Source organism: Geodermatophilus sp. SYSU D00710 (assembly GCF_054050195.1).
Window position 1 is genome coordinate 105151 of sequence record NZ_JBJGYX010000002.1, and the last position, 22162, is coordinate 127312.

Below are 22162 nucleotides of genomic sequence, written 5' to 3' on the forward strand. Positions count from 1 at the left end.
GGGCAAGCGCATTCAGCCGACGGCTCTCAGCGGACCGATTCCAGGCGGGTGCGCGCCAGCCGCTCGACCAGCTCGGGCAGCGCGGTGACGGGGACGCCGCTGAGGTCGCGGCGGCAGGACGCCACGACCGAGCCCACGACGTGCGGTCGGACCCGCGGACGGAACTCCTCCACGAGACGGGCGACCGCCTCGACGACGGACGTGTCGACGGCGGGAGCGTGCTCGGTGCTCGCGGTCATGCGCAGGCGCGCCCTCTCATCCGTTGTGGTTCCGTTACTCCCCGTGGGACCAGACTGGCCCTCCTGTCCCAGGGGCACCAGGGACCAAGGTCCACCCGGCGGCGATCAGATCGAGAAGTAGGCGTTGTCGCCGGCCGCGGTGACCGCCGCGGCGTCGCGCACCAGCGCGCTCAGCTCCCCGGCGTCGACGCGGTCGAGCGAGGTGAACCGGACGCAGCTGCGACCGCACGAGACCCTCCCCAGCCGCTCGGCGCGTGTCTCGGGGAGGTACTCCCCGTCGACGACGGCGCAGACGTACAGCGACAGGTGCCGCTTCTGCGCTGCGAGGGCGACCAGCGGCCACGACGTCGTCTCCTTCGCCGACCGCGGCCGGTAGGGCATCAGCCCGTAGCCGAGCACCCGCCCGGAGCCCGCGGGCACGAGCTGCCGGTCGAGCCCGGGCGCGGCCTCCCGCACGAGCGCGTCGACGCGGCGCAGCTCGTCGGCCCGCGGACCGGCCGCGGCGAACCACTCCTCGATCGGGTCGGTCACGGCAGACCTCCTCACTGCAGGACGAGGCTGAGCACGGTGGCGCCCGCGGCCACCACCAGCGCGACGACGACGACGACGGCCACCAGCCGCCGTCGCCGCTCGGCTCCCGGACCGCCGGCCCCGCCCATCCCCATCACGCCCGCGACGCTACCGGCCGGAGCCGAGGGATCGGCCCGGTCGCCGTCCCCACAGCAGGGTGTCCAGGGCGGTGCCGGCCGGGGTCTCCCGGCGCACCTGCTCGAGCCGGTCGACGTCGAGCAGCCCGGCCACCGGCGCCAGCCGGGCGGCGCTGTGCAGGATCGCGGGGTCCTGCGGCCCGCCGACGCCGTGCGCGAGGTTGTCGACGTCGTGGCCGAGCAGCAGGAACCGCCCGCCGGGCCGCAGCCAGCCGACGGCGCGCCGCAGCAGGTCGGTCATCGCCGGGTCCGGCAGGTGCAGGTAGGCGACCAGCACGAGGTCGGCCGAGCCGGGCGGCGCCGACCAGGTGGTCACGTCGGCGGTCACCCAGGTGACCCGGTCGGCGCCGGGCTGGGCCTGCCCGCGGGCCAGCCCGGTGGCGGAGAAGTCGACGGCGGTGGCGCGCCAGCCCAGCCGCGCCAGCCACAGCGCGTGCCGCCCCTCCCCCGCGGCCAGGTCGACCGCGTCGCCCGGCGGAAGGTCCCCCACGAGCTCGGCGACCAGCGGGTTGGGCTCCCCCGACCACTGCTGCCGCTCGGCGTAGCGCGCGTCCCAGTCCTCCGCCTGCACGGGCGGCAGTCTGTCAGCGCCGCGGGTGCGGGCGGTGCGGGCGCGGGCCACGCTGGCACGGGTGGACACCGTCCGGCTGGTCCCGTTCGAGCCGGAACACCTGCCCGGGGTGCTGCCGTGGTTCGACGACGCGGAGACCCGGCGCCGGCTGGGCGGGCGGGACTGGCCCGCCCGGGAGCTGGCGCTGCGCAGCACGGTGTGGACCGACGAGTTCCGCGGCCGGCGGGTGCTGCGCTCGTGCGCCTTCGTCGCCCTCGACGGCGACGGCGTGGTCGTCGCGCAGGTCGGCGGCGACGTCTACGACCGTTGGACGGAGTGGGACCCGGCGGCCGAGCGGGTCCTGTCCACCGACCCCCGGCGCACGATGGGCGCGGCCTACGTCGTCGCCCCGTCCCGCCGCGGCCGCGGGATCGGCGCCGCCACGCTGCGGGCCCTGGTCGCCGCACCTGCGACCGCCGACGTCGAGCAGTTCGTCCTCGGCATCGAGCCGGACGACACCGCCAGCCTGTGCGCGGCGGCCGCCGCCGGGTTCACGCCGCTGACCACCGAGCCCGACGCGGAGGACATGGTCCACCTGCACCTCGTGCGCTGACCGCGCCGGTGCGTCGGTGCCCCGTGGCAGGGTCGCGCCATGACGACGCCGTCGGTCCCGCTGAGCGAGGTCGCGCTGCTGCGGCTGGTGGCCCAGCGGGTGGCCGGCCCGCCGTTCCCCGACGCCGCGGCCGCCGTCCGCGGGCTGCTCGCCGTCCAGGGGCAGGACTGGCCGGGCGCGGTGACCTCGGTGGCGCTGCGCACCGCCGACCGGTCGCGGGCCGGGGTCGAGGCGGCGCTCGAGACCGGCGCCGTCGTCCGCTCGTGGCCGATGCGCGGCACCCTGCACCTCACCGCCGCCGAGGACCTGCACTGGATGCTCGACCTGCTCGGCGCCCGCCCGCTCGCGGGCGCGGCCAGGCGGCGGGCGGTCGTCGGGCTCACCGAGGCCGACCTGGAGCGCTCGCGGGCGACGGCGGTGGCCGCGCTCACCGGCGGGCGGCTGGGCCGGCGGGAATTGCTGGCCATGCTGGCCGACGGCGGCTGCGACGTCGCGGGCCAGAAGGGCTACCACACGCTCTGGTACCTCGCGCAGACCGGGACGCTGGTCCTCGGCCCGCCCGAGGGCGGCGACCAGGCGTTCGTGCTGCTCGACGAGTGGGTGCCGCGCCCCCGGCGGCTCACCGGCGAGGAGGCCTGGGGGGAGCTGGTGATGCGCTTCTTCACCGGGCACGGGCCGGCCACCGTCGCCGACCTGGTCCGCTGGGCGGGGACGACGGTGCGGGACGTCCGGGCGGGCCTCGCGCTGGTGCGCGACCGGCTGGCGGCGGTCGACGTCGACGGCACCGAGATGCTGATGGACCCCGAGACCCCCGACCGGCTGGCCGCCTGCCGCGCCGAGGCGGAGGACGTGCACCTGCTGCCCGGCTTCGACGAGGTGGTGCTGGGCTACGCCGACCGCACCTGCACCGTGCCCGCCGAGCACGCCGACCGGATCGTCCCAGGCGGCAACGGCGTCTTCCGCCCCACCGTGGTCACCGGCGGCTCCGCGGTCGGCACGTGGCGGTGGACGGGCACGGGGGCGAAGCGTGCGGTGACCGCCGAGCCGTTCACCGCCTTCCCCGACGGCGTCGCCGAGCGGGTGCCGGAGCTGGCCGCGCGGCTGCCCTGAGGACGCCGTACCGCCCGCGTTCCCCGTGCGTTGCGGGCGCTGCAGGACCAGCGGTGCCCGAAGAAGCCCGGCAAGGCGCACCCCATGCGGTTCCACGACCGGCGCGCGGATTCCACGCCGACTCCTGCGGTGCTGCGCGCACTCCTGCGGTGCTGCGACACCGCAGGAGTGTCGAGAACACCGCAGGAGCGCCGCCGGATGTCCGCAGGAGCGCCGCCCTCGACCCCGGCAAGGCGCACGCGGTCGCGGTCGCGGGCGACCGGCCGCCGCAGCAGGGTGGGCGCATGCAGTACACGCGGCTGGGCGCCACCGGCCTGGAGGTCTCGCGGATCTGCCTCGGGATGATGAGCTTCGGCGAGCCGGAGCGCGGGATGACCCCGTGGAGCCTGCCCGAGGACGAGGCGATGCCGCTCATCCGCCGCGCCCTCGAGGCCGGCGTGACCTTCCTCGACACCGCCAACGTCTACTCGGCCGGCTCCAGCGAGGAGATCACCGGGCGGGCGATCCGCGCGTTCACCAGCCGCGACGACGTCGTCCTGGCCACCAAGGTGCACGGCCGGATGCGCCCGGGCCCCAACGGCGGCGGGCTGTCCCGCGTGGCCGTCCTGCGCGAGCTCGAGGCGAGCCTGCGGCGGCTGCAGGTCGACCACGTCGACCTCTACCAGATCCACCGCTGGGACCCGCACACGCCGGTCGAGGAGACGCTCGAGGCGCTGGACGCCTGCGTCCGCTCGGGCAAGGTCCGCTACCTGGGCGCGAGCAGCATGTGGGCCTGGCAGTTCGCCAAGGCGCTGTTCACCGCCGGCGAGCACGGCTGGCACCGGTTCGTGTCGATGCAGGACCACTACAACCTGCTCAACCGCGAGGAGGAGCGGGAGATGCTGCCGCTGTGCGCCGACCAGGGCATCGGCGTGGTCCCGTGGAGCCCGCTGGCCCGCGGCCGGCTCACCCGCGACTGGGACGAGACGACGCACCGCTCGCGCAACGACGCCTTCGGCAACCGCCTCTACGACGAGCGCAGCGACCGCGCGGTCGTCGAGCGGGTGGCCGAGGTGGCCCGCGAGCGCGGCGTCCCGCGGGCGCAGGTGGCGCTGGCCTGGCTGCTCGCCAAGCCGGTCGTGACCGCGCCGATCGTCGGTGTCACGCAGGTCGGGCACCTCGACGACGCCGTCGCCGCCGTCGACCTGCACCTGACCGACGACGAGGTCGCCCGCCTCGAGGAGCCCTACACCCCGCACGCCGTCGCCGGCTTCTGAGCCGCCGGCGACGGCGCGGGAGCGTCAGGCCAGCCGGCCGGCCAGCTCCTCGAGGTCGTCGAGGACCAGGCCGGCGCCGAGCGGGCCGAGGCCGAGGAACCAGCGGTCGTCGTCGACGGCGAAGGACCGCCCCTCGGCGACCGCGGGGATCGACTGCCACAGCGGCCCGCCGGTGACCTGCGCGGCCGCCGTCGCCCCCGCCTCGCCGTAGGCGCCGTGGAACAGCAGGTCGCCGTCGGCCTGCGTCACCTGCTCGGGCGAGACCTCGACGAAGGTCTCGGCGGTGCGCTGCACCTCCGGCCGGGCGAAGCCGACGTCGGCCAGCACCGACCCGATGAACGACCCCTCGCCGTAGAGCCGGACGAGCGTGCCGTCGAGGAACCGGGCGACGCTGACCTCCGTCGCCGCCGGGTCCCCGTACAGGGCGCCGACCTCCGCGGCCCGGGCGGTGTAGGCGTCGAGCAGCTCCCGGGCCTGCTCCTCGCGGCCGAGCGCCTCGCCGGCCAGCAGCAGGTTCTCCTGCCAGCTCTCCCCGATCGTCTCGGCGAAGACGGTGGGGGCGATGCCCGCCAGCTGCTCGTAGACGTCGGCGTGCCGCACGGAGTTGGACAGGATGAGGTCGGGCTCGAGCGCCGCGATGGCCTCCAGGTCCGGCTCGGCGATGGTGCCCACGGCGGCGATGTCGGCGGGGTCGACACCGGCCGCCGTGACGAACCCGGGCAGCTCGTCGCTGACGTCGGTGCGGACCGCGCCGACCGGCGGAACGCCCAGCGCCAGGGTGGCGTCGAGCTCGCCGGTGTCCAGGACGACGACCCGCTCGGGGGTGCCGGCGACCTCGGTCTGGCCCATGGCGTGCTCGATCGTGCGCGTCTCCTCGGCGGGCGCCGCCTCGCCTCCCGCCGCGGCCTCCGTCGACCCGCACCCGCTGAGCACCGTCACCGCCAGCACCGCGCCGGCCACCCGACCGCGTCCCGTCCGTCCCCAGAGCACCACTGCCCTCCTCCCGGCGCCGGACCGTCCGGCACCGAGGCGACCTTAGGGCAGCCTCACCTAAGGCTCGTCACCGCTTCCGTTCCACGACGAACACGGGGATCACCCGGTCGGTCCGGCGCTGGTAGTCGGCGTAGGCCGGGTAGGCGGCCACGGCCCGCTCCCACCACTGCGCCCGTTCCTCACCGGTGACCTCCCGGGCCACGCCGTCCCATGGCTCCGGGCCGTCCTGCACGGTCACCTGGTCGGGGTGCTCGCGCAGGTTGGCCACCCAGGCCGGGTCCCTCGGCGCGCCGCCCTGGGAGCCGACCATCGCGTAGGCGCCCTCGTGCTCCACGCGCATGAGCGGCTGCTTGCGCACCTTCCCCGTCCGCGCGCCCCGGGTGGAGAAGACCACCACCGGCAGCCCGGTGTCGCGCAGCGTGTTCGCCTCCCGGCCACCGGTCGCCTCGTAGCGCTCCACCTGGTCGCGGACCCAGCCCTGCGTGCTCGGCTCGTACTCCCCCTCGAGTGGCATGCCCCGACGGTAGGACCGATCACTCTCCGACGCCCGGACGGTCCCTCCTCGCGAGACCCCGACCGACAGGAGGCCCCGTGGGCCGGCTCGTGATCACGCAGAACACCACCCTCGACGGCGTCGTGGAGGCCACCGGCGGCTGGTTCGCCCCGCAGGACGACGGCGCCGACGCCTCCGACCAGCTCGACGTCGTCCGCGGGCACATGGCCGGGCAGTCGGTCCTCCTCCTCGGCCGGCGCACCTTCGAGGACATGCGCGGCTTCTGGCCGCGGCAGACCGGGGACACCACCGGCATCGCGGCACACCTCGACACGGTGGAGAAGGCCGTCGTCTCGCGCACGCTGACCGAGCCGGGCTGGGCGGAGACCACCGTGCTGTCCGGCGACCCGGTCGATGAGGTCCGCCGGCTGGTCGCCGGCCGCGACGGCGAGATCGGCGTCACCGGCAGCATCACCCTCTGCCACGCCCTGGTCCGCGCCGGGCTCGTCGACGAGTACCGGCTGTTCGTCTTCCCGCGGGTCCTCGGCTGCGGCCGGCGGCTGTTCCCCGAGGGCACCGACGTCCGGCTCACCGCCACCGGCAGCCGCACCTTCCGCTCCGGCGTCACGCTGCTGACCTACCGGTCGGCGTGAGGGCGGCTCAGCGGGCGTCGATGGTGTGCGGGACGAAGAAGCTGAGGTTGTCGGTGATCAGCCCGTCGCTCTCCCGGATGCCGAGGCCGGCGGGCTCGCCGTCGACCACCCAGGCGCCGAGCACCGGGTGGTGCGGGCCGTCGACGCCGGCGAAGTCGGGTAGCGGCGCGAACTCCTGGACGACGAACCCCTCGGTGCCGTAGCGGCCCGGCAGCGCCGTCACCACCTGCCCGTCGCGCACGATCTGCACGTTGGCGCCCTCGCGGCCCCACAGCGGCTTGCGCACGTAGTCCCGCCAGCTCGAAGGCATCTCGTCGGCGAAGTAGGCCGGCAGCAGCAGCTCGGAGAGCACGGGGTCGCCGCCGAAGAGCCGCCACAGCACCGGCAGCAGCGCCTTGGTGCTCCACAGCATCTTGTAGACCGGCTCGATCCACGTCGTGCCGCCGGGCCGCGCGGCGTCGGCGAGGACGGCGGCGCCGAACTCGTCGTCGACCAGCCACTCCCAGGGGTAGAGCTTGAAGACGACGTCGAGGTGGCGGCCGGCGGGGTCGTAGAAGCGCCCGTCGCCGGAGTCCAGGGCGATGTCCTCGACGACGAGCTCGACGGCCTCGTAGCCGGCCTGCACCACGGTGTCCATGAGGTAGGCGACGGTCATCCGGTCCTCGCCCGAGGCGTCCGCGCTGCTCCAGGCGAGGTGTACCCGCGGGCGCAGCCCGGTGCGCCGCTCCCAGCGGGTGAGGTTGCGCTGCCAGGCGGCGACCAGCTTCTCGTGCAGCGCGTTCCACTGGTCGCGGCCCTGCCCGGTGAACAGGTGCCAGTTCCACTGGGTGACCGCCGACTCGACCAGCCCGGTCGGGGTGTCGGCGTTGAACTCCAGCAGCCGGGGCGGCCCGGAGCCGTCGTAGCGCAGGTCGAAGCGGCCGTAGACGCTCGGCGGCTCGGACTCCCAGGTGGCGCGGATGCCCGACCGGGCGATGAGCGGGATGCCCATCCGGTCGAACAGGTCGTGCTCGATCACGTGGTCGCCGGCGGCCACGCACATCTCGAACAGCTGGGCGACCCACCCCTCGAGCCGGGAGACCTCGTCGGAGGTGAAGTCGTAGTACGGGCCCTCGCGCCAGTAGCTGCGCACCTCACCGCCCGGGGTGGTGGTGCGGTTGAAGACCAGCCCCTGCGCCTCGATCTCGGCCTCCCAGCCGGGCCGGACGACGCCGCTCTCGACGCGCCGCACGCCCCGCGCCTCAGGAGCCCGAGCTGCCGGTGCCGGCGGTGCCCGAGCCGATGCCGCCTGCCACGCGGGTGCCGGCCACCACCGCGCCGGCGGCCGGCAGGCCGTAGCGCTGGCGGGCGACGGTGTCGCGCGGGTCGACGCGGGTGCCGCCCGCGGGCAGCACCGTGCCCACGGGCAGGCCGGTGCGGAAGGCGCCGAGGTAGAGGAAGAACAGGCCCGGGCCGCGGTAGTCGTCGTCGCAGTAGTCGTCGTCGACGATCTCGCCGTCCTCGTCGGTGCAGTAGGCGACCTGCTCGTCGGCCTCGTCGCTGCCGCAGCCGGCGAGGAACCCGGTGGCGGCGGTGGCGAGCACCGTCGTCGTCAGCGCGCTGCGCACCCGGTTCGAGAACGCCATGGACCCCTCCCGCGTCGGTGGACGCCCCGACCCTAGGCGGGTCGGGCCCGCGCACGGCCGCCGGGCGGCGCGGACGGTCCTGTGCCGCTACGGTCCGGGCACCGACGCCGTCGTCCCCGGGGAGGCGCGATGACCGCCAGGGAACCCGCCGAGATCGCCCGTGTCGCCAGCCAGACCGGGGCGAAGAAGGTGCACCGCAGCTGGGACCGGGTGCTGGTCAGCTCCTTCCTCGCCGGCGCCTACATCTCCTTCGGGGCGCTGGTCGCGATCACCGTCTCCTCCGGGCTGGACGCCGACACCTGGGGCACGCTGCCCACCCTGTTCATGGGCGCGGCGTTCACCCTCGGCCTGGTGCTGGTGCTGATCGCCGGCTCCGACCTGGCCACCGGCAACATGATGCTGGTCCCGCTGAGCGCGATGAACGGCAAGATCACCGTCGCCGACGTGGTCCGGAACGTGACGCTGGTGCTGGGCGGCAACCTGCTCGGCGCGCTGTTCGTGGCCTACTTCCTCGCCGTCTCCACCGGCGTCATCGGCGACCCGGACAGCACCGGCAGCGCCGGGCTGACCTTCGCGCGGCTGGCGGAGATCTCCGAGGGCAAGACCTCCCACACCGCGTGGGAGGTCTTCCTGCGCGGGGTCGGCTGCAACTGGCTGGTCTGCCTCGCGGTGTGGATGTCGCTGTCGGCCACGAGCGTCGCGGGCAAGATCCTCGCCGTCTTCTTCCCGGTCATGGCCTTCGTCGCGATGGGCTTCGACCACGTCGTCGCCAACATGTTCTTCCTGCCGGCCGCGCAGTTCGCCGGCGTCGAGGGCGCGAACTGGGGCGACACCCTGACCAACTGGCTGCTGGCGGGCCTGGGCAACCTGGTCGGCGCGGTCGTCTTCGTCGGGACGTCGTACTGGTACCTGTTCCTGCGGGAGGACCGCGACGCCGCCCCGCGCACCGGAGCGGAGCCGGCCGAGCGCGCCTGAGCGGCGGCGTCGCCGCTGAGCCGCTCCCCGGTCGCGGTGCCCGGGAGCCGGTGGCACGGTCGAGCGATGCGGTACAGGGAGGGTGGGCGGCTCGACACGTCGTCGGTCCAGGACCGGCGCGGACGCGGCGGGCTCGGCGGCGGGCGCGGGATCGCCGTGGGCGGCGGCGGGCTCGGGCTGGTCGGCATCCTCGTGATCGTGCTGATCCAGGTGCTCGGCGGCGGGAGCGGCGGCGCCGGTGCCGGGCTCGGGGCGCTCTCGGGCGGCCTGGCCGAGGGCGAGACGGCCGACAACACCGCGCTCGAGCAGTCCTGCGACGACAGCGGCGACGCGAACGAGTCGGTCGAGTGCGCCGTCGTCGCCGACATCGACTCGATCCAGGACTACTGGTCCCTGACGCTGGGCGACCGGTACGTGCCCACCGACACGGTCTTCTTCTCCGGCCAGGTGCAGACCCGGTGCGGCGGGGCGACCAGCGGCTCGGGACCGTTCTACTGCCCGGCCGACCAGCTCGTGTACATCGACCTGACCTTCTTCGACACCCTGCGCACCCAGTTCGGCGCCCAGGGCGGGCTGTTCGTCAACGCCTACGTCATCGCCCACGAGTACGGCCACCACGTGCAGAACCTGCTCGGGATCAACCAGCAGGTGACCCCGGGCGAGACCGGGCCCACGAGCGGCACGGTGCGCCTGGAGCTGCAGGCCGACTGCTTCGCCGGGGCGTGGGCGAACCACGCCGAGACGGTGCCCGACGAGTCCGGCGCCCCGCTGATCGAGGAGATCACCCAGGCCGACATCGACGCGGCACTGGACGCGGCGGGGCGGATCGGCGACGACTTCATCCAGGAGAACCTGGGCGGTGGCACGGTCGACCAGGACGCGTTCACCCACGGCTCCTCCGAGCAGCGCCGGCGCTGGTTCACCACCGGCTACGAGACCGGCGACCCGGCGCAGTGCGACACCTTCGCCACCGACGACCTGGGCTGAGCCGGTGACCGGGACCCTGCGGACCGGCCGCGACGGCGCGGTCGCCTCCCTCACCATCGACCGTCCCGAGAAGCGCAACGCGCTCACCGCGGACATGTGGGCGGCGCTGCCGGGCATCCTGGCCGGGCTGGCCGACGACGCGGAGGTGCGGGTCCTCGTCGTCACCGGGACCGGGCCCGTCTTCTGCGCCGGCGCCGACATCGCCGACCTGCTCGGCGGGCCCGACGCCGGCGACCCGATGGCGCACGTCCGCGAGGCCAACCTCGCCGCGCAGGCCGCGCTGCGCGACTTCCCGAAGCCGACGATCGCGATGATCCGCGGCTACTGCATCGGCGGCGGGGTGGAGCTGGCCACCTGCTGCGACCTGCGGTTCACCGACCCGACCGGTGTCTTCGGGGTGACCCCGGCGAAGGTGGGCATCGTCTTCACCCCGACGTCGACCCGCCAGCTCGTGCGGCTGGTGGGACCGGCGACGGCCCGCTACCTGCTCTACTCCGGCGAGCTGGTCGACGCCGAGACCGCGCTGCGCACCGGCCTGGTCGACCGGCTGCTGCCCGCCGGTGACCTCGCCGGCGAGGTGCGGCGCTTCGCCGAGGTGCTGGCCACCCGCTCGGCGCTGACCCAGCGGGCGGCCAAGGAGATCACCGCCGCGCTCGCCGACCGGGACGACGAGGACCGGGTCGAGGAGCTCGCCGGCCGCTGGTACCGGGAGACCGCGGCCGCGGGCGAGCTCGCCGAGGGCGTCGCCGCCTTCACCGAGCGCCGCGCCCCACGCTTCCCCTGGGGCGGCTGACCCCCCGGGGGTGCCTCTGTCGCGATGAAGGCACCCCTGGTCAGGCGACGCCGAGCCCGACCTCCTCGGCCTCGACGGCGGCGTTCCACTCGCGCTTCTCGGCCTGCCAGCGGTCCTCGGTGCTGCCCAGCCGCCAGTAGCCCAACACCGACATCCGCTCCCGCGGCACGCCGAGCCCGGACCGGACGAAGCGGCGCAGCTCGCGGACGGCACCGGCCTCACCGTGCACGAACACGTGGACGTCGCCCTCGGGCAGGTCGGCCCCGACGACGGCGGCCACCAGCGCGACCCCGGGCGCAGGGCCCCGGCGCACCCAGGTCACCCGCACGCCCGGACCACCGGGCAGCGGCTGCTCCTCCTCCGGCCCGGCGACCTCGACGAAGACCTCCGCGCGAGCGTCGGCGGGCAGCGTGCCGAGCGCGGCGGCGATCGCCGGCAGCGCCGTCTCGTCGCCGGCCAGCAGGTGCCACCCGGCGTCGGCGGCGGGGGTGTACGCGCCGCCGGGGCCGAACATCTGCAGCGTGTCGCCCGGCCGTGCGGCCAGGGCCCACGGCCCGGCCACGCCCTCGTCGCCGTGGACGACGAAGTCGATGGTCAGCTCGCCGGCCGCGGCGTCCCAGGAGCGCACCGTGTACGTGCGGGTCGAGGGCCACTGCTCGCGGGGCAGCCGCTCCTGCACCTCGTCGAGGTCGAAGGGCGCGGCGTAGGGCGCCCCGGCGGGCGGGAAGAGCAGCTTGACGTAGGAGTCGGTGTGCTGCGGGGCGAACCCGGCCAGCCCGTCCCCGCCCAGGACGACGCGGACGACGTGCGGCGTCGGCCGGGTGGTGCGCACCACGGTGCCGGTGCGGGGCGTGCGCCGGCGGCGCGGGTTCTGGTCGGCCACAGGCCCTCCTCGGATCAGGAAAGGCTCACCTTACCTGCGTCCGGTGGGCGGCCCGGCCCGGTTTCCGTACCCCGCCGTCCGGGTAGCCGGTGGCCTGCGGGAACGACGCCGTCCCCGGCGCCGTCACCGGACGCGCCGCTGGTCCCGACGGCGCCCGACCGCACTTCCCCACGGCTCACCGGCCGGCACCCGCACGGGTGCCGGCCTGGCTCCACCCGCACACGACCGGGCGACGGTCGTCGCCCGGCGATGTGTGCGTGATCCATTCCCGGGTAGCGAACCGCCGACCGAGATCCACTCAGGAGGAACGATGACCCACTCCATCGACGCTCCCCTCCCGCCGCCGCCCAGCTCGGGCGCGACCGGCTACGGGGACACGAGTACGACCTCGACGACCACCACGACGACCACCGGGTCGCCGTCCACCACCGACGTCGCGAAGGACGAGGCCCGCAACGTCGGCGAGACCGCCAAGCAGGCCGGCAGCCAGGTCGCCTCGACCGCCGCCGACCAGGCGAAGAACGTGGTCTCGGAGACGAAGTACCAGGCCCAGGGCCTGGTCGACCAGGGCCGCACCCAGGTGCGCCAGCAGGTGGTCTCCCAGCAGCAGAAGGCCGGGCAGAGCCTGTCCAGCCTCGCCGAGCAGCTGCGCGGCATGGTGCAGGGCAACGCGCCGGCACCGGGCCCCGCCCGCGACCTGATCGAGCAGGGCGCCGGCCGGGTCGAGGAGTTCGCCCGGATGCTGCAGAACCGCGAGCCGGGCGACCTGCTCGAGGACGTCCGCAGCTTCGCGCGCCGCCGTCCCGGCAGCTTCCTGCTCGGCGCGGCCCTCGCCGGTGTCCTCGCCGGCCGGCTGACCAGCGGGGTCAAGGCCGCGCACAGCGACGGTTCCTCCTCGGGTGGCCGGCAGCAGGGCACGACGACCTACGGCACCAGCAACTACGTCGACCCGGCGCCGACCTACTCCGGCTACGAGACGACGACCACCTACGAGACGACCACCTCGGGCGGCTACGGGACCACCGGCGGGTACGGCGAGACGCCGTCGACCACCGGCACCCCGCTGCCGCCCCCGCCGTACGGGACGACGCCGCCGGCCGGCGGGGTCGTGCCCCCGACGACGCCCGCCGGCTGGGACGACCCGACCCGCCGTCCGGGCACGGGGGTCTGAGCCATGTCCTCCCCGTACTCCGGCGCGACGCCGGTGAGCGGCCAGTCGGGCTACCCGCCGGAGCCCCCGCAGGCCAACTACGCCGTCCCGCCCACCTACGACCAGGGCCAGGGCAGCAGCGCCTACACCGACCAGTCCTACGGTGCCTCGACGGGCGCGCACGCCGGGGACCTCGGCACCCCGACCACCGAGGCCGGCCGGCCCGACGTCGACGGCGTCTCGGTCGGCCAGCTGATCGGCGAGGTCACCAAGGACTTCTCGGTGCTCATGCGCCAGGAGCTCGAGCTGGCCAAGGCCGAGATGCGGGTCGAGGCGAAGAAGGCCGGCCAGGGCGCGGGCATGTTCGGCGCCGCGGGCCTCGCCGGGCTGATGACGGTGGTCTTCCTCAGCATCGCGCTGTGGTGGGCGCTGTCGCACCTGGTGGGCCACAGCTGGTCGGCGCTGATCGTGGCCGTCCTCTGGGGGATCATCGGCGCGGTCGCCTTCTCCATGGGCCGCAAGAAGTTCCGGCAGGTCAACCCGAAGCCCGAACGGACCGTGGACACCCTCCAGCAGGTCCCCGGCGCCCTCAAGCCCAACTGACCCGCGGGCCTGCGGGCCCCCCACCTCTCTGGAGCAGACATGACCAGCAGTGACCCGGAAGTCATCCGGCGGCAGATCGAGGAGACGCGGCGCGAGCTGAGCTACGACGTCGACGCCCTCAACGAGAAGGTCAACCCGGCCCGCGTCGTCGACCGGCGCATGAGCGCGGCCAAGGGCCGTTTCTCGCGCGCCAAGGACGCCGTCATGGGCTCGGCCCACCACGGCCGGTCCTCGGCCGGCGGCGCGGCGCACAACGCGATGGGCTCCGTGCAGGGGACTGCGTCCAACGTGGCCGGCAGCGTGCAGGGCACGGCGCAGAACGTGGCCGGCTCGGTGCAGGGTGCCGCGTCCAGCGCGGCGGGCACCGTGCAGGACGCCGCCTCGCAGGCGGCCTCGGCGGTGCAGCAGGCGCCCGACGCGGTGATCCGCCAGACGCAGGGCAACCCCCTCGCGGCCGGCCTCATCGCCTTCGGCGTCGGCTGGCTGGTGAGCAGCCTGCTGCCGGCCACGCAGAAGGAGCAGGAGCTGGCCCAGCAGGCCGAGGCCGCGGTCCGCGAGCACAAGGACCAGCTCCTCGCCCCGGCCAAGCAGGCCGCGCAGGAGGTCGGCGAGCAGCTGAAGCCGGCCGCCCAGCAGGCCGTCCAGGAGGTCAAGGGCACCGCCCAGGACGCCGCCCAGACGGTCAAGCAGGAGGGCCAGTCGGCCGCGCAGGACGTGCAGGGCCAGGCCCAGCAGTCGCGCGAGTCCGTGCAGAGCCAGGCGACCAGCTCCTAGCCGCATCCCGCACCACCTGCAGCGCCCCGCCGGGTCCGCCCGGCGGGGCGCTGCCGCGTCCGGGCCCTCCCCTGGCCGGGTGACCCCGCCGCGCGCCGGCTGCAGCCGCACCCCGGGCGGGCCGACCCCTCCCCCGTGACCGGGACGGGGGCCGAGCTCGCCGCGCTGCGCGCGCGGGTGGCCGAGCTCGAGGCCGAGCGGGCCGCGCTCGCCGCGCTGGTCGCCGACCGCGGCGAGGAGCTCGCCGTCGCCACCCGGATGCTGCGCGCCCGGGCCGCCACGATGACCGGCGTCGTCGACGCGATCACCCGGCACTCGGTCGTGGGCACCGACCGCGACGGCGTCGTCCGCGTCTGGAACCCCGGTGCCGAGCGGCTGCTCGGCCTACCGCGTGCCGACGTCGTCCGGCGGCGTCGGATCACCGACTTCCACGACCCCGCCGAGCTCGCCGGCGGCGGGCTGTCCGCGCTGGTGGGCGCCGCCGCCGAGCGGGGCAGCGACGTCCGCTACTGGACCTACGTCGCCGCCGACGGCACCCGCCGCACGGTGTCGGTGGCGGTCACCCCGCGGACCGACGACGACGGCTCCGACGGCTGGACCTTCGTCGGCACCGACGTGTCCGAGGCCCGCGCGGCCGAGCGGCTCAAGGACCAGTTCGTGGCGCTGGTCAGCCACGAACTGCGCACCCCGCTGACCTCGGTGCTGGGCTACCTCGAGCTCGTCCTCGACGACCCCGCGCTCGGCGCCGGCCCGCGCCGGCACCTGGGCGTCGTCGCGCGCAACGCCGCCCGGCTCGAGCGGCTGGTCGGCGACCTGCTGTTCACCGCCCAGGTCGACGCCGGCCGGTTCCCGCTCGTGCCCGGCGAGGTCGACCTCGGCGCCCTGGTGCGCGCCGCGGAGGAGTCCGCGCGGGTCACCGCGGCCGCCGCGGGCGTGACCCTGACCGCACGTGCCCCGGCGGCCGGCCCGGTCGTGCCCGGCGACGCCGTGCGGTTGGGCCAGGCGCTGGACAACCTGGTGTCCAACGCGGTCAAGTTCACCCCCCGCGGCGGGCGGGTCCACATCGGCGTCGAGCAAGCGCGTCCTGAGGTGCGGGTGGCCGTCACCGACACCGGCGTCGGCATCCCCGCCGCCGAGCAGGCCGGCCTGGGCACCCGCTTCGCCCGCGCGTCGAACGTGCGCCGGTCGGTACCCGGCGCGGGGCTGGGCCTGGCGATCACCCGGGCCATCGCCACCGCGCACGGCGGCCGGCTGGAGCTGGTCAGCACCGAGGGCCGCGGCACCACGGCCACGCTGGTCCTGCCCCGCTGAGCACACCGGTCTTGCGCCGATCGTGCGGGGGTCGCGCGCCGGCGATGCGCAGGCGGTGGCAGGCTCCCCGGCGTGAGCACGGAGCACGGCGCGACCGCAGGACGGACCACGATCGTCACCGACGGCGACCTGCCCGCCCGCCTGCTGGCCTTCCTCGAGGACCGCGCCACGGCCGCGCCGGCCGGGCCCGACCTCGCCGCCGTCGCGCCCCCCGCCGTCGGCCCCGCCCTGGTGCAGCGGCTGCGCGCCGCGCACGCCGACGCGCTGCCGGGCCGGCTGGCCGCCATCGACCGCGCCGCCCGCGCCGGGGACGCCCGCGCCCTCGCCGCCGACGCCGGCGCGCTGGCCGGCAGCAGCGCGCAGCTGGGCGACCCCGCCGTCGCCCGGCTGTCCGGGGCCATCGCCCGCCAGGCCCGCCGCGGCGTCGTCGCCCGCGCCCTGGTGACCGAGCTCGCCGAGGCCGCCGGCACCGTGCCGGCGCCGCGCGACGGTCAGGCCACCAGCCGGTAGCCCACCCCGCGGACGGTCCGGATCTCGGCCGCCGACAGCCCGGCGGCCTGCAGCTTGCGGCGCAGGTTGGACATGTGCGCCTCGACCAGGCGCAGGCTGCCGGCCCAGTCGGTACGCCACACCTCGCGCAGCAGCGTCTCGCGCTGCAGCACCCGGCCCGGCCGCGCCGCCAGCGCCGCGAGCAGGTCGAACTCGGTGCGGGTCAGGTCGACGACGGCGCCGTCGACGCGCACCTCGCGGCTGTCCTCGTCGACCTCGAGGTCGGCGAGCCGGACGACGGCGTCGGCCACCGGCGGGGCCACCGGGACCGCCCGCGGACGGCGCAGCATCGCCTGCACCCGGGCGACCAGCTCGCGCGGGGAGAACGGCTTGGCCATGTAGCCGTCCGCGCCGACGGCCAGGCCGACGAGCAGGTCGACCTCCTCCGCCCGCGCGGTCAGCATCAGGACGTAGCAGCCGCTCCCGGCGCGCAGCTGCCGGCAGACCTCGGTGCCGTCCCCGTCGGGCAACCCCAGGTCGAGGACCACGAGGTCGGGGGCGCGCCGGCGCACCTCGGCCAGGCACTCGGCGGCGGAGCCGACGGCGCGGACGTCGAGCCCGGCCCCGGCGAGCACGGTCGCGACCAGCTCGCGGATCTCCGCGGTGTCCTCCACGACGAGCACCGACTGCGCGGCCACCGCACCCCTCCCTCGCGCGGGCGGTGGTCCCGCCCGTCCGGGAGGTCATCGGCCGGCCGGCCCGCCCGTGCAGCCGGGGAGCACGGGCTCGCCCGGCCGAGTGAGCAGTCGTCGCCGATCGACCCGGCGTGTCGGCGCGGGTCGCCGACCGCAACTGCCCACTCGGGCCGCCGCGATCAGACGAAGGCGCTCACCCCGGTCAGCGCGCGGCCGACGATGAGGCTGTTGATCTCGCGGGTCCCCTCGTAGGAGTACAGCGCCTCCGCGTCGGCGAAGTACCGCACGACGTCGTTCTCGAGCAGGATCCCGTTGCCGCCGAACAGCTCGCGGGCCAGCGCCACGGTCTCGCGGGCGCGGGCGGTGACGAAGGACTTGGCCAGCGCCGCCTGCTCGTCGCGGAAGACGCCCTCCTCCTGCAGCTGCGACACCCGCACCGCCATGCCCAGGCTCGCGGTCACGTTGCCGGCCATGCGGGCGAGCAGGTCCTGCACCAGCTGGAACCCGGCGATCGGGCGGCCGAACTGCGAGCGCTCCTTGGCATAGGCGACGGCCGCCTCGAACGCGCCCATCTGGCAGCCCACCGCCGACCACGCGACGCCGCCGCGGGTGAGCTTGAGCACCCGGTTGACGTCCTTGAACGAGTTGCCGTGCTCGAGCTTGTTCGCCGCCGGGACGCGGCACCCGTCGAACACGATGTCGGCGTTCTGCACGGTGCGCAGCGCGTACTTGCCCTCCATCTTCGACGGGGTGAAGCCGGGGGTGCCCTTCTCGACGACGAACGTCTTGACCTGGTCGTCGGCGACGTCGCGGGCGAACACGACCACGACGTCGGCGAAGGTGCCGTTGCCGATCCAGCGCTTGGCGCCGTCGATCACCCACTCGTCGCCGTCGCGGCGGGCGGTCGTCTCCAGCCCGCGGGCGACGTCGGAACCGCCGTGCGGCTCGGTGAGGGCGAAGGCGCCGATCCGGTGCAGCGCCACCATGTCGGGCACCCAGCGGGCGCGCTGCTCGTCGGAGCCCAGCAGCACGATCGAGCCCATGGACAGGCCGTTGTGCACGCCGAGGAAGGTGGCCATCGAGGGGTCGACCCGCGCGGTCTCCAGGGCGATGAACCCGGTGAACAGCCGGGAGGCGCGCGGTCGGTGCTCGAGGTCGTAGCTGCGCCCGACCATGCCCGCCTCGGCGAAGCGGGGCACCAGGTCCATGGGGAACTCCGCCGCCGCCCACGCGTCGTTGACCCGCGGGCGGACCTCCTCGTTGAGGAAGCGCCGGATGCCGGTCAGCTCCTTGCGCTCGTCGTCGGTCAGCAGCGTCTCGTAGCCGTAGAGGTCGCCGGGCAGGTCGTCGGTCATCACGGGTCCTCCGTCGTCGGGTCGCCCTCACCTACCCGCGCGCCGGGGCGCGCAACTCGACCGCGGCCGTCGCGTACGGCGCGGTCGGCGCCTCCGCGGTCGCGGTGACCGCGAGTCCCCGCTCCCCCGCGAGGCGGGCGACGGCGGTGGTCACCCCCTCGCGGTCCTCCGGGCGCATGACCGAGAAGCCGACGACGACCCGCCCGCCGGGGGCGAGCACGCGCGCCACGACGTCCCACTCGGGGGCGGGCGCCGTCCAGAACGCCCGGACGTCGACGGCGACGACGGCGTCGAACCGCCCGCCCCCGAGATCGGCGGCGGGCAGCGGCGCGGCCAGCACGCGGACCCGGCCGGCGTCGACGGCGGCACGGTTCCGCCGGGTCGCCGCCTCGGCCATCCGCGCCGACCGGTCGACGGCGACCACCTCGCCCGCCCCGACGGCCGAGGCCAGCGCGGTGACCAGGACGCCGTGCCCGCACCCGACCTCGAGCACCCGCTCCCCCGGCGCCGCGGCCACCACGCCCGCGACGAACGCCAGCCGGTCCGACGCCGTCCGCGTGGTCACACGTGCGCCTGTCCGGTGGACGCGCTGGTCCCGCCGTCGACCGCCAGCACCGCGCCCGTCACGTACCGGGCGCCCTCCGAGGCGAGGAACAGCACCGCCGGCGCGATGTCCTCGGGCTCACCCGGCCGGCCCAGGGCGATGCGGTTGCGGAAGGGCGCGAGCGACTCCTCGTCCCGGGGCGCGTCCGCGTTGAACTCGGTGAAGGTGAAGGCGGGCGCGACGGCGTTGAGCCGCACGCCGCGCGGGCCCCAGTCCAGCGCCAGCGACCGGACGAAGTTGGTGACCGCGGCCTTGGTGGCGTTGTAGCCGGCCTGCCCCCAGTCGCCCCGCAGGCCGGACACCGACGAGACGGCCACGAGGGTGCCGCCGGACTCCGCGAGGCGGGGCAGCGCGGCCTTGGCGAGGTGGAAGAAGGCGTCGACGTTGGTGGCGCGCATCTGCTCCCACGCGTCGTCGGCGAGGTCGGTGACCTCCCCGCTCGCGTAGCCGGCCGCGTTGCTCACCACGACGTCGAGCCGGCCGAACCGGCCGACGACGTCGGCGACGAGCTGCCGCACCTGGGCGCGGTCGGAGACGTCGGCGGGCAGCGCCGCCCCGCGCTCGGCGGGGACACCGTCGAGGGCGGACTCCAGCGGCTCCCGCCGCCGGCCGGTGACCACGACCGTGGCGCCGGCGTCGAGGAAGGCCCGGGTGATCGCCAGGCCGATGCCCGTGCCGCCGCCGGTGACGAGGACGACCGAGCCGGTGAAGTCGAAGGTCGCAGAGCCGCTCATGCCCCGCGCCCTACCCGGCACCGTGGACGGGGAACGACGATCAGCCCCGCTGGCGCCGGCGGCGGCCGCCGAAGGCCTGCTTGACCCGGCGCCAGCGGTTGGGCGTGTGCTCCGCGTCGAGCAGCTCGGTCTCGGCCAGCAGCCGCTCCACCGGGGCGAGGTCCGGGGGCTCGAAGGGCACCAGCGACCGGCCGGTGGGCCGCATCAGCGAGTCGATGGCGCGCACCAGCGAGCCGCCGGAGCGCTCGACGGCGGCGGCCACCTCCTCGGGGTCCACGCCCAGGTGCTCGCCGAGCAGCCGGTGCCGCATGCCCAGGACCGCCGCCCGCAGCTCCGCCTCGCGCGGGTCGCCGGTGCGGGCCTCGACCGACACGTCGCACTCGGTGTCCAGGCCCATCGACCGGTTGTTGAGGTTGGACGAGCCGATCCGCAGCAGCCGGTCGTCGAGCACGGTGACCTTGGCGTGCACGTACACCGGCTCCCGCTCCTCGGTGACCGGGACCAGCAGCCGGAACCGGTCGTGCCGGTCGGCCTCCCGGACCAGCGCGAGCAGCTTGGCCCGGGCGGTGTCCATCGCCTTGGTCTCCAGCCAGCTCTCGGCCGACCGCGGGTTGAGCACGACGAACTCCGGGCCGTCGTCCTCACCCAGCCGGTCGGCGATCGCCTCGGCGATCCGGCGGTTGGCGAAGTACTGCGTCTCGATGTAGACGGCGCGCCGGGCGGCGGCGATCACCGCCAGCCACAGCAGCTCGATCTCGTGGACCAGCTCGGCGCCGCCGTGCTCGGGCCGGGTGCGGGAGACGGCGAGGTCGACGTCGGTGAGGAGGGTCTCGACGTCGGGCCAGCAGGGCTCGACGTCGGCCACCGGCTCGAGGTGCTCGCCGGTGCCGCTCTCCCAGCGCTCCCGGGCCAGGTCGCCGATGGCACGGGCCGCCGGGCCGGACACCAGGCTGGTCACGTCGTGCCAGGCCCCGCGCAGCCGGGTCGTGTGCGGCCGGTGGCGCAGCGGGTTCCGGTCCCGGTGCTCGGAGGTGTCCCAGCGGTCGGCGGTGACGTCGATGCCGCCGGCGAAGGCCAGGCAGTCGTCGATGACGACGATCTTCTGGTGGTGGGCACCGCCGATCGGGTGGTGGGTGTCGATGCTGAACCGCAGCCGGTCGGGGGTGCGGCGGTTGAGCAGCACGATCGGCGCCATCCGCCGGTTGAGCGCCACGATCATGCCGAGGTCCCACTGCAGGACGCCGATCTCCAGGTCCGGGTTGGCGCGCACCGCCCGCTCGAGCACCCGCCCCAGCCGGTCCTCGCGGGCGGGGCCGGGGCTGCGGGGGTCCAGGCGGATGCGGGGGTCGAAGTCCCAGCCGATGAAGAGCACCCGCCGCTCGGCGCGCAGCACCGCCCGCTTGAGGGTGGCGAAGTAGTCGGCGGCGTCGACGAAGACGGCGAACCGGTCGGCCCGCTCGATCCGCCAGCACGTCTCGCCGGGGACCAGCAGCGTGTCGTCGGAGGGGGCGGGGACGGGCGCCGGGACGGCGGGGGCCGGGGACGTCGGCCCGGCGGCGTCGGCGCTCTCGATCACCAGGGCAGTCTGCCGACCTGTGCAAGCACCGTGCGCGGTCAGCGCGCCGCCGTCATCCGATCGGTGCCGGCCGGGCCACCCGGCCGGCCGGGTCAGGTCACGGGACGACGTCGGGGACGATGTTCTGGTCGTCCTTCGGCGGCCGCACGTAGTCGTCGGTGTTCGGCGGCCGCGGGGGCAGCGTGGGCGGGTCGGGGGTGAGGTCCTCGTAGGGCACCTGGCCGAGCAGGTGCGTGATCACGTTGATGCGGGCGCGCTTCTTCACGTCGGCCTCGACGACCCACCACGGCGCCTCGGGGATGTCCGTGGCGGCGAACATGGCGTCCTTCGCGCGGGAGAAGTCGACCCAGCGGTTGCGGGCCTCGAGGTCCATCGGGCTGAGCTTCCAGCGCTTGGTCGGGTCCTTCAACCGGGCCTGGAACCGCTTCTCCTGCTCGGTGTCGCTGACCGAGAACCAGTACTTGACCAGGATGGTCCCGCTGCGGACCAGCATCCGCTCGAACTCCGGGCAGGAGCGCAGGAACTCCTCGTACTCCTCGTCGGTGCAGAAGCCCATGACCCGCTCCACGCCGGCGCGGTTGTACCAGGACCGGTCGAACAGGACCATCTCGCCGCGGGTCGGCAGGTGCGGGACGTAGCGCTGGAAGTACCACTGCCCCCGCTCGCGCTCGGTGGGCGCGGCGAGCGCGACGACGCGGGCGGCCCGCGGGTTGAGCGTCTCGGTGATGCGCTGGATGGCCCCGCCCTTGCCGGCGGCGTCGCGGCCCTCGAAGACGACGACGACCCGCAGTCCCCGGGCGCGGATGAACTCCTGCTGCTTGACCAGCTCCACCTGCAGGCGGGCGATCTCGCGCTCGTACCAGGCGGTGTCGACCTTGCCCGTCGACTGCGGCGCCTCCTCGACCGAGGGGCCCGATCGCTTCTTCGAGGTCATGCAGGGCAGCATCGACCTGCGGTGTGACCTGGGCAACACGTCGGTGCCGTATCCCGGTCC

At 75.4% G+C, this 22162-nt stretch carries 27 protein-coding genes; 12 read left to right on the forward strand and 15 right to left on the reverse strand.

Going from position 1 to position 22162, the window contains the following annotated elements; all coding sequences use genetic code 11:
• Positions 1–26 precede the first annotated feature (26 nt).
• From ACI78U_RS01590 to ACI78U_RS01605, 4 genes are all read right to left on the reverse strand, one after another.
• Positions 27–239, reverse strand: coding sequence for a three-helix bundle dimerization domain-containing protein (locus ACI78U_RS01590; RefSeq protein ID WP_456873529.1), 213 nt, complete (start codon positions 237–239; stop codon positions 27–29).
• A 105-nt stretch (positions 240–344) separates the two neighbouring features.
• Positions 345–770, reverse strand: coding sequence for a DUF1801 domain-containing protein (locus ACI78U_RS01595; protein ID WP_456873530.1), 426 nt, complete (start codon positions 768–770; stop codon positions 345–347).
• Between the two features lie 11 nt (positions 771–781).
• Positions 782–907, reverse strand: a complete 126-nt coding sequence (locus ACI78U_RS01600) for a hypothetical protein (protein WP_456873531.1) — start codon at positions 905–907, stop codon at positions 782–784.
• Between the two features lie 10 nt (positions 908–917).
• Complete coding sequence (locus ACI78U_RS01605; protein ID WP_456873532.1) at positions 918–1517, reverse strand: class I SAM-dependent methyltransferase; 600 nt, start codon at positions 1515–1517, stop codon at positions 918–920.
• A gap of 61 nt (positions 1518–1578) precedes the next feature.
• Here ACI78U_RS01605 and ACI78U_RS01610 point away from each other — a divergent pair, with 61 nt between their 5' ends.
• From ACI78U_RS01610 to ACI78U_RS01620, 3 genes are all read left to right on the forward strand, one after another.
• Complete coding sequence (locus tag ACI78U_RS01610; protein WP_456873533.1) at positions 1579–2109, forward strand: GNAT family N-acetyltransferase; 531 nt, start codon at positions 1579–1581, stop codon at positions 2107–2109.
• Positions 2110–2148: 39 nt separating this feature from the next.
• Positions 2149–3219, forward strand: a complete 1071-nt coding sequence (locus ACI78U_RS01615; RefSeq protein ID WP_456873534.1) for a winged helix DNA-binding domain-containing protein — start codon at positions 2149–2151, stop codon at positions 3217–3219.
• Between the two features lie 284 nt (positions 3220–3503).
• Positions 3504–4475: an aldo/keto reductase gene (locus ACI78U_RS01620; protein ID WP_456873535.1), complete on the forward strand. Its 972-nt coding sequence runs from the start codon at positions 3504–3506 to the stop codon at positions 4473–4475.
• Positions 4476–4499: 24 nt separating this feature from the next.
• Here the strand turns inward: ACI78U_RS01620 and ACI78U_RS01625 are convergent, their stop codons facing one another.
• Together ACI78U_RS01625 and ACI78U_RS01630 are read right to left on the reverse strand one after the other, a co-directional pair.
• The gene (locus ACI78U_RS01625) at positions 4500–5465 is read right to left on the reverse strand and encodes an ABC transporter substrate-binding protein (protein ID WP_456873536.1); all 966 of its coding nucleotides are present in this window, start codon (positions 5463–5465) and stop codon (positions 4500–4502) included.
• A gap of 70 nt (positions 5466–5535) precedes the next feature.
• Positions 5536–5982 (reverse strand): nitroreductase family deazaflavin-dependent oxidoreductase, encoded by a 447-nt coding sequence (locus ACI78U_RS01630; RefSeq protein ID WP_456873537.1) that lies wholly within the window; start codon positions 5980–5982, stop codon positions 5536–5538.
• Between the two features lie 77 nt (positions 5983–6059).
• Between ACI78U_RS01630 and ACI78U_RS01635 the strand changes: the two genes are divergently transcribed.
• Positions 6060–6614, forward strand: a complete 555-nt coding sequence (locus ACI78U_RS01635) for a dihydrofolate reductase family protein (RefSeq protein ID WP_456873538.1) — start codon at positions 6060–6062, stop codon at positions 6612–6614.
• Positions 6615–6621: 7 nt separating this feature from the next.
• Here the strand turns inward: ACI78U_RS01635 and ACI78U_RS01640 are convergent, their stop codons facing one another.
• Both ACI78U_RS01640 and ACI78U_RS01645 read right to left on the reverse strand, forming a co-directional pair.
• On the reverse strand, positions 6622–7845 hold the full coding sequence (locus tag ACI78U_RS01640; RefSeq protein WP_456873539.1) for a glutathionylspermidine synthase family protein: 1224 nt from the start codon (positions 7843–7845) through the stop codon (positions 6622–6624).
• A gap of 10 nt (positions 7846–7855) precedes the next feature.
• Entirely contained in the window at positions 7856–8239 is a 384-nt protein-coding gene (locus tag ACI78U_RS01645) for a hypothetical protein (RefSeq protein WP_456873540.1), read from the reverse strand.
• 129 nt (positions 8240–8368) lie between these two features.
• On the opposite strand from ACI78U_RS01645, the gene ACI78U_RS01650 reads away from it, so the two are divergent.
• The 3 genes from ACI78U_RS01650 to ACI78U_RS01660 all read left to right on the forward strand — a co-directional run bounded on the left by ACI78U_RS01650 (position 8369) and on the right by ACI78U_RS01660 (position 10994).
• The gene (locus tag ACI78U_RS01650) at positions 8369–9214 is read left to right on the forward strand and encodes a formate/nitrite transporter family protein (RefSeq protein WP_456873541.1); all 846 of its coding nucleotides are present in this window, start codon (positions 8369–8371) and stop codon (positions 9212–9214) included.
• Between the two features lie 66 nt (positions 9215–9280).
• Positions 9281–10201, forward strand: a complete 921-nt coding sequence (gene ypfJ / locus ACI78U_RS01655; RefSeq protein ID WP_456873542.1) for a KPN_02809 family neutral zinc metallopeptidase — start codon at positions 9281–9283, stop codon at positions 10199–10201.
• Between the two features lie 4 nt (positions 10202–10205).
• A complete protein-coding gene (locus ACI78U_RS01660; protein ID WP_456873543.1) occupies positions 10206–10994 on the forward strand; it encodes an enoyl-CoA hydratase/isomerase family protein in 789 nt (262 codons plus the stop codon).
• Positions 10995–11034: 40 nt separating this feature from the next.
• Here the strand turns inward: ACI78U_RS01660 and ACI78U_RS01665 are convergent, their stop codons facing one another.
• A complete protein-coding gene (locus ACI78U_RS01665) occupies positions 11035–11877 on the reverse strand; it encodes a siderophore-interacting protein (protein WP_456873544.1) in 843 nt (280 codons plus the stop codon).
• Between the two features lie 310 nt (positions 11878–12187).
• On the opposite strand from ACI78U_RS01665, the gene ACI78U_RS01670 reads away from it, so the two are divergent.
• The 5 genes from ACI78U_RS01670 (at position 12188) to ACI78U_RS01690 (ending at position 16225) form a co-directional block, all read left to right on the forward strand.
• Positions 12188–13048 (forward strand): hypothetical protein, encoded by an 861-nt coding sequence (locus ACI78U_RS01670; protein ID WP_456873545.1) that lies wholly within the window; start codon positions 12188–12190, stop codon positions 13046–13048.
• 3 nt (positions 13049–13051) lie between these two features.
• Entirely contained in the window at positions 13052–13630 is a 579-nt protein-coding gene (locus ACI78U_RS01675; protein ID WP_456873546.1) for a phage holin family protein, read from the forward strand.
• Positions 13631–13669: 39 nt separating this feature from the next.
• The gene (locus tag ACI78U_RS01680) at positions 13670–14404 is read left to right on the forward strand and encodes a DUF3618 domain-containing protein (RefSeq protein ID WP_456873547.1); all 735 of its coding nucleotides are present in this window, start codon (positions 13670–13672) and stop codon (positions 14402–14404) included.
• Between the two features lie 135 nt (positions 14405–14539).
• On the forward strand, positions 14540–15715 hold the full coding sequence (locus ACI78U_RS01685) for a sensor histidine kinase (RefSeq protein WP_456873548.1): 1176 nt from the start codon (positions 14540–14542) through the stop codon (positions 15713–15715).
• A gap of 72 nt (positions 15716–15787) precedes the next feature.
• On the forward strand, positions 15788–16225 hold the full coding sequence (locus ACI78U_RS01690; protein ID WP_456873549.1) for a hypothetical protein: 438 nt from the start codon (positions 15788–15790) through the stop codon (positions 16223–16225).
• On the opposite strand, the gene ACI78U_RS01695 is transcribed toward ACI78U_RS01690, so the two are convergent.
• The 6 genes from ACI78U_RS01695 to ppk2 form a co-directional block, all read right to left on the reverse strand.
• Positions 16207–16902, reverse strand: a complete 696-nt coding sequence (locus ACI78U_RS01695; protein ID WP_456873550.1) for a response regulator — start codon at positions 16900–16902, stop codon at positions 16207–16209. The genes ACI78U_RS01690 and ACI78U_RS01695 overlap by 19 nt on opposite strands.
• Before the next feature lie 176 nt (positions 16903–17078).
• Positions 17079–18254: an acyl-CoA dehydrogenase family protein gene (locus tag ACI78U_RS01700; protein WP_456873551.1), complete on the reverse strand. Its 1176-nt coding sequence runs from the start codon at positions 18252–18254 to the stop codon at positions 17079–17081.
• Positions 18255–18285: 31 nt separating this feature from the next.
• Positions 18286–18819, reverse strand: coding sequence for an SAM-dependent methyltransferase (locus tag ACI78U_RS01705; RefSeq protein WP_456873552.1), 534 nt, complete (start codon positions 18817–18819; stop codon positions 18286–18288).
• The gene (locus tag ACI78U_RS01710) at positions 18816–19592 is read right to left on the reverse strand and encodes an SDR family NAD(P)-dependent oxidoreductase (RefSeq protein ID WP_456873553.1); all 777 of its coding nucleotides are present in this window, start codon (positions 19590–19592) and stop codon (positions 18816–18818) included. Before ACI78U_RS01710 ends, ACI78U_RS01705 begins: the two co-directional genes overlap by 4 nt.
• A 40-nt stretch (positions 19593–19632) precedes the next feature.
• Positions 19633–21168: a phospholipase D-like domain-containing protein gene (locus ACI78U_RS01715; protein ID WP_456873554.1), complete on the reverse strand. Its 1536-nt coding sequence runs from the start codon at positions 21166–21168 to the stop codon at positions 19633–19635.
• Between the two features lie 97 nt (positions 21169–21265).
• Positions 21266–22102, reverse strand: a complete 837-nt coding sequence (gene ppk2, locus ACI78U_RS01720) for a polyphosphate kinase 2 (RefSeq protein WP_456873555.1) — start codon at positions 22100–22102, stop codon at positions 21266–21268.
• Positions 22103–22162 lie beyond the last annotated feature (60 nt).

What these genes read in the sequence shown, in the direction of transcription:
- ACI78U_RS01670 (WP_456873545.1), top strand. Translation starts at nt 12,188, where the DNA reads ATGACCCACTCCATCGACGCTCCCCTCCCGCCGCCGCCCAGCTCGGGC.
- ACI78U_RS01710 (WP_456873553.1), bottom strand. Translation starts at nt 19,592, where the DNA reads ATGAGCGGCTCTGCGACCTTCGACTTCACCGGCTCGGTCGTCCTCGTC.
- ACI78U_RS01650 (WP_456873541.1), top strand. Translation starts at nt 8,369, where the DNA reads ATGACCGCCAGGGAACCCGCCGAGATCGCCCGTGTCGCCAGCCAGACC.
- ACI78U_RS01630 (WP_456873537.1), bottom strand. Translation starts at nt 5,982, where the DNA reads ATGCCACTCGAGGGGGAGTACGAGCCGAGCACGCAGGGCTGGGTCCGC.
- ACI78U_RS01615 (WP_456873534.1), top strand. Translation starts at nt 2,149, where the DNA reads ATGACGACGCCGTCGGTCCCGCTGAGCGAGGTCGCGCTGCTGCGGCTG.
- ACI78U_RS01680 (WP_456873547.1), top strand. Translation starts at nt 13,670, where the DNA reads ATGACCAGCAGTGACCCGGAAGTCATCCGGCGGCAGATCGAGGAGACG.
- ACI78U_RS01675 (WP_456873546.1), top strand. Translation starts at nt 13,052, where the DNA reads ATGTCCTCCCCGTACTCCGGCGCGACGCCGGTGAGCGGCCAGTCGGGC.
- ACI78U_RS01620 (WP_456873535.1), top strand. Translation starts at nt 3,504, where the DNA reads ATGCAGTACACGCGGCTGGGCGCCACCGGCCTGGAGGTCTCGCGGATC.
- ACI78U_RS01590 (WP_456873529.1), bottom strand. Translation starts at nt 239, where the DNA reads ATGACCGCGAGCACCGAGCACGCTCCCGCCGTCGACACGTCCGTCGTC.
- ypfJ (WP_456873542.1), top strand. Translation starts at nt 9,281, where the DNA reads ATGCGGTACAGGGAGGGTGGGCGGCTCGACACGTCGTCGGTCCAGGAC.
- ACI78U_RS01700 (WP_456873551.1), bottom strand. Translation starts at nt 18,254, where the DNA reads ATGACCGACGACCTGCCCGGCGACCTCTACGGCTACGAGACGCTGCTG.
- ppk2 (WP_456873555.1), bottom strand. Translation starts at nt 22,102, where the DNA reads ATGACCTCGAAGAAGCGATCGGGCCCCTCGGTCGAGGAGGCGCCGCAG.
- ACI78U_RS01645 (WP_456873540.1), bottom strand. Translation starts at nt 8,239, where the DNA reads ATGGCGTTCTCGAACCGGGTGCGCAGCGCGCTGACGACGACGGTGCTC.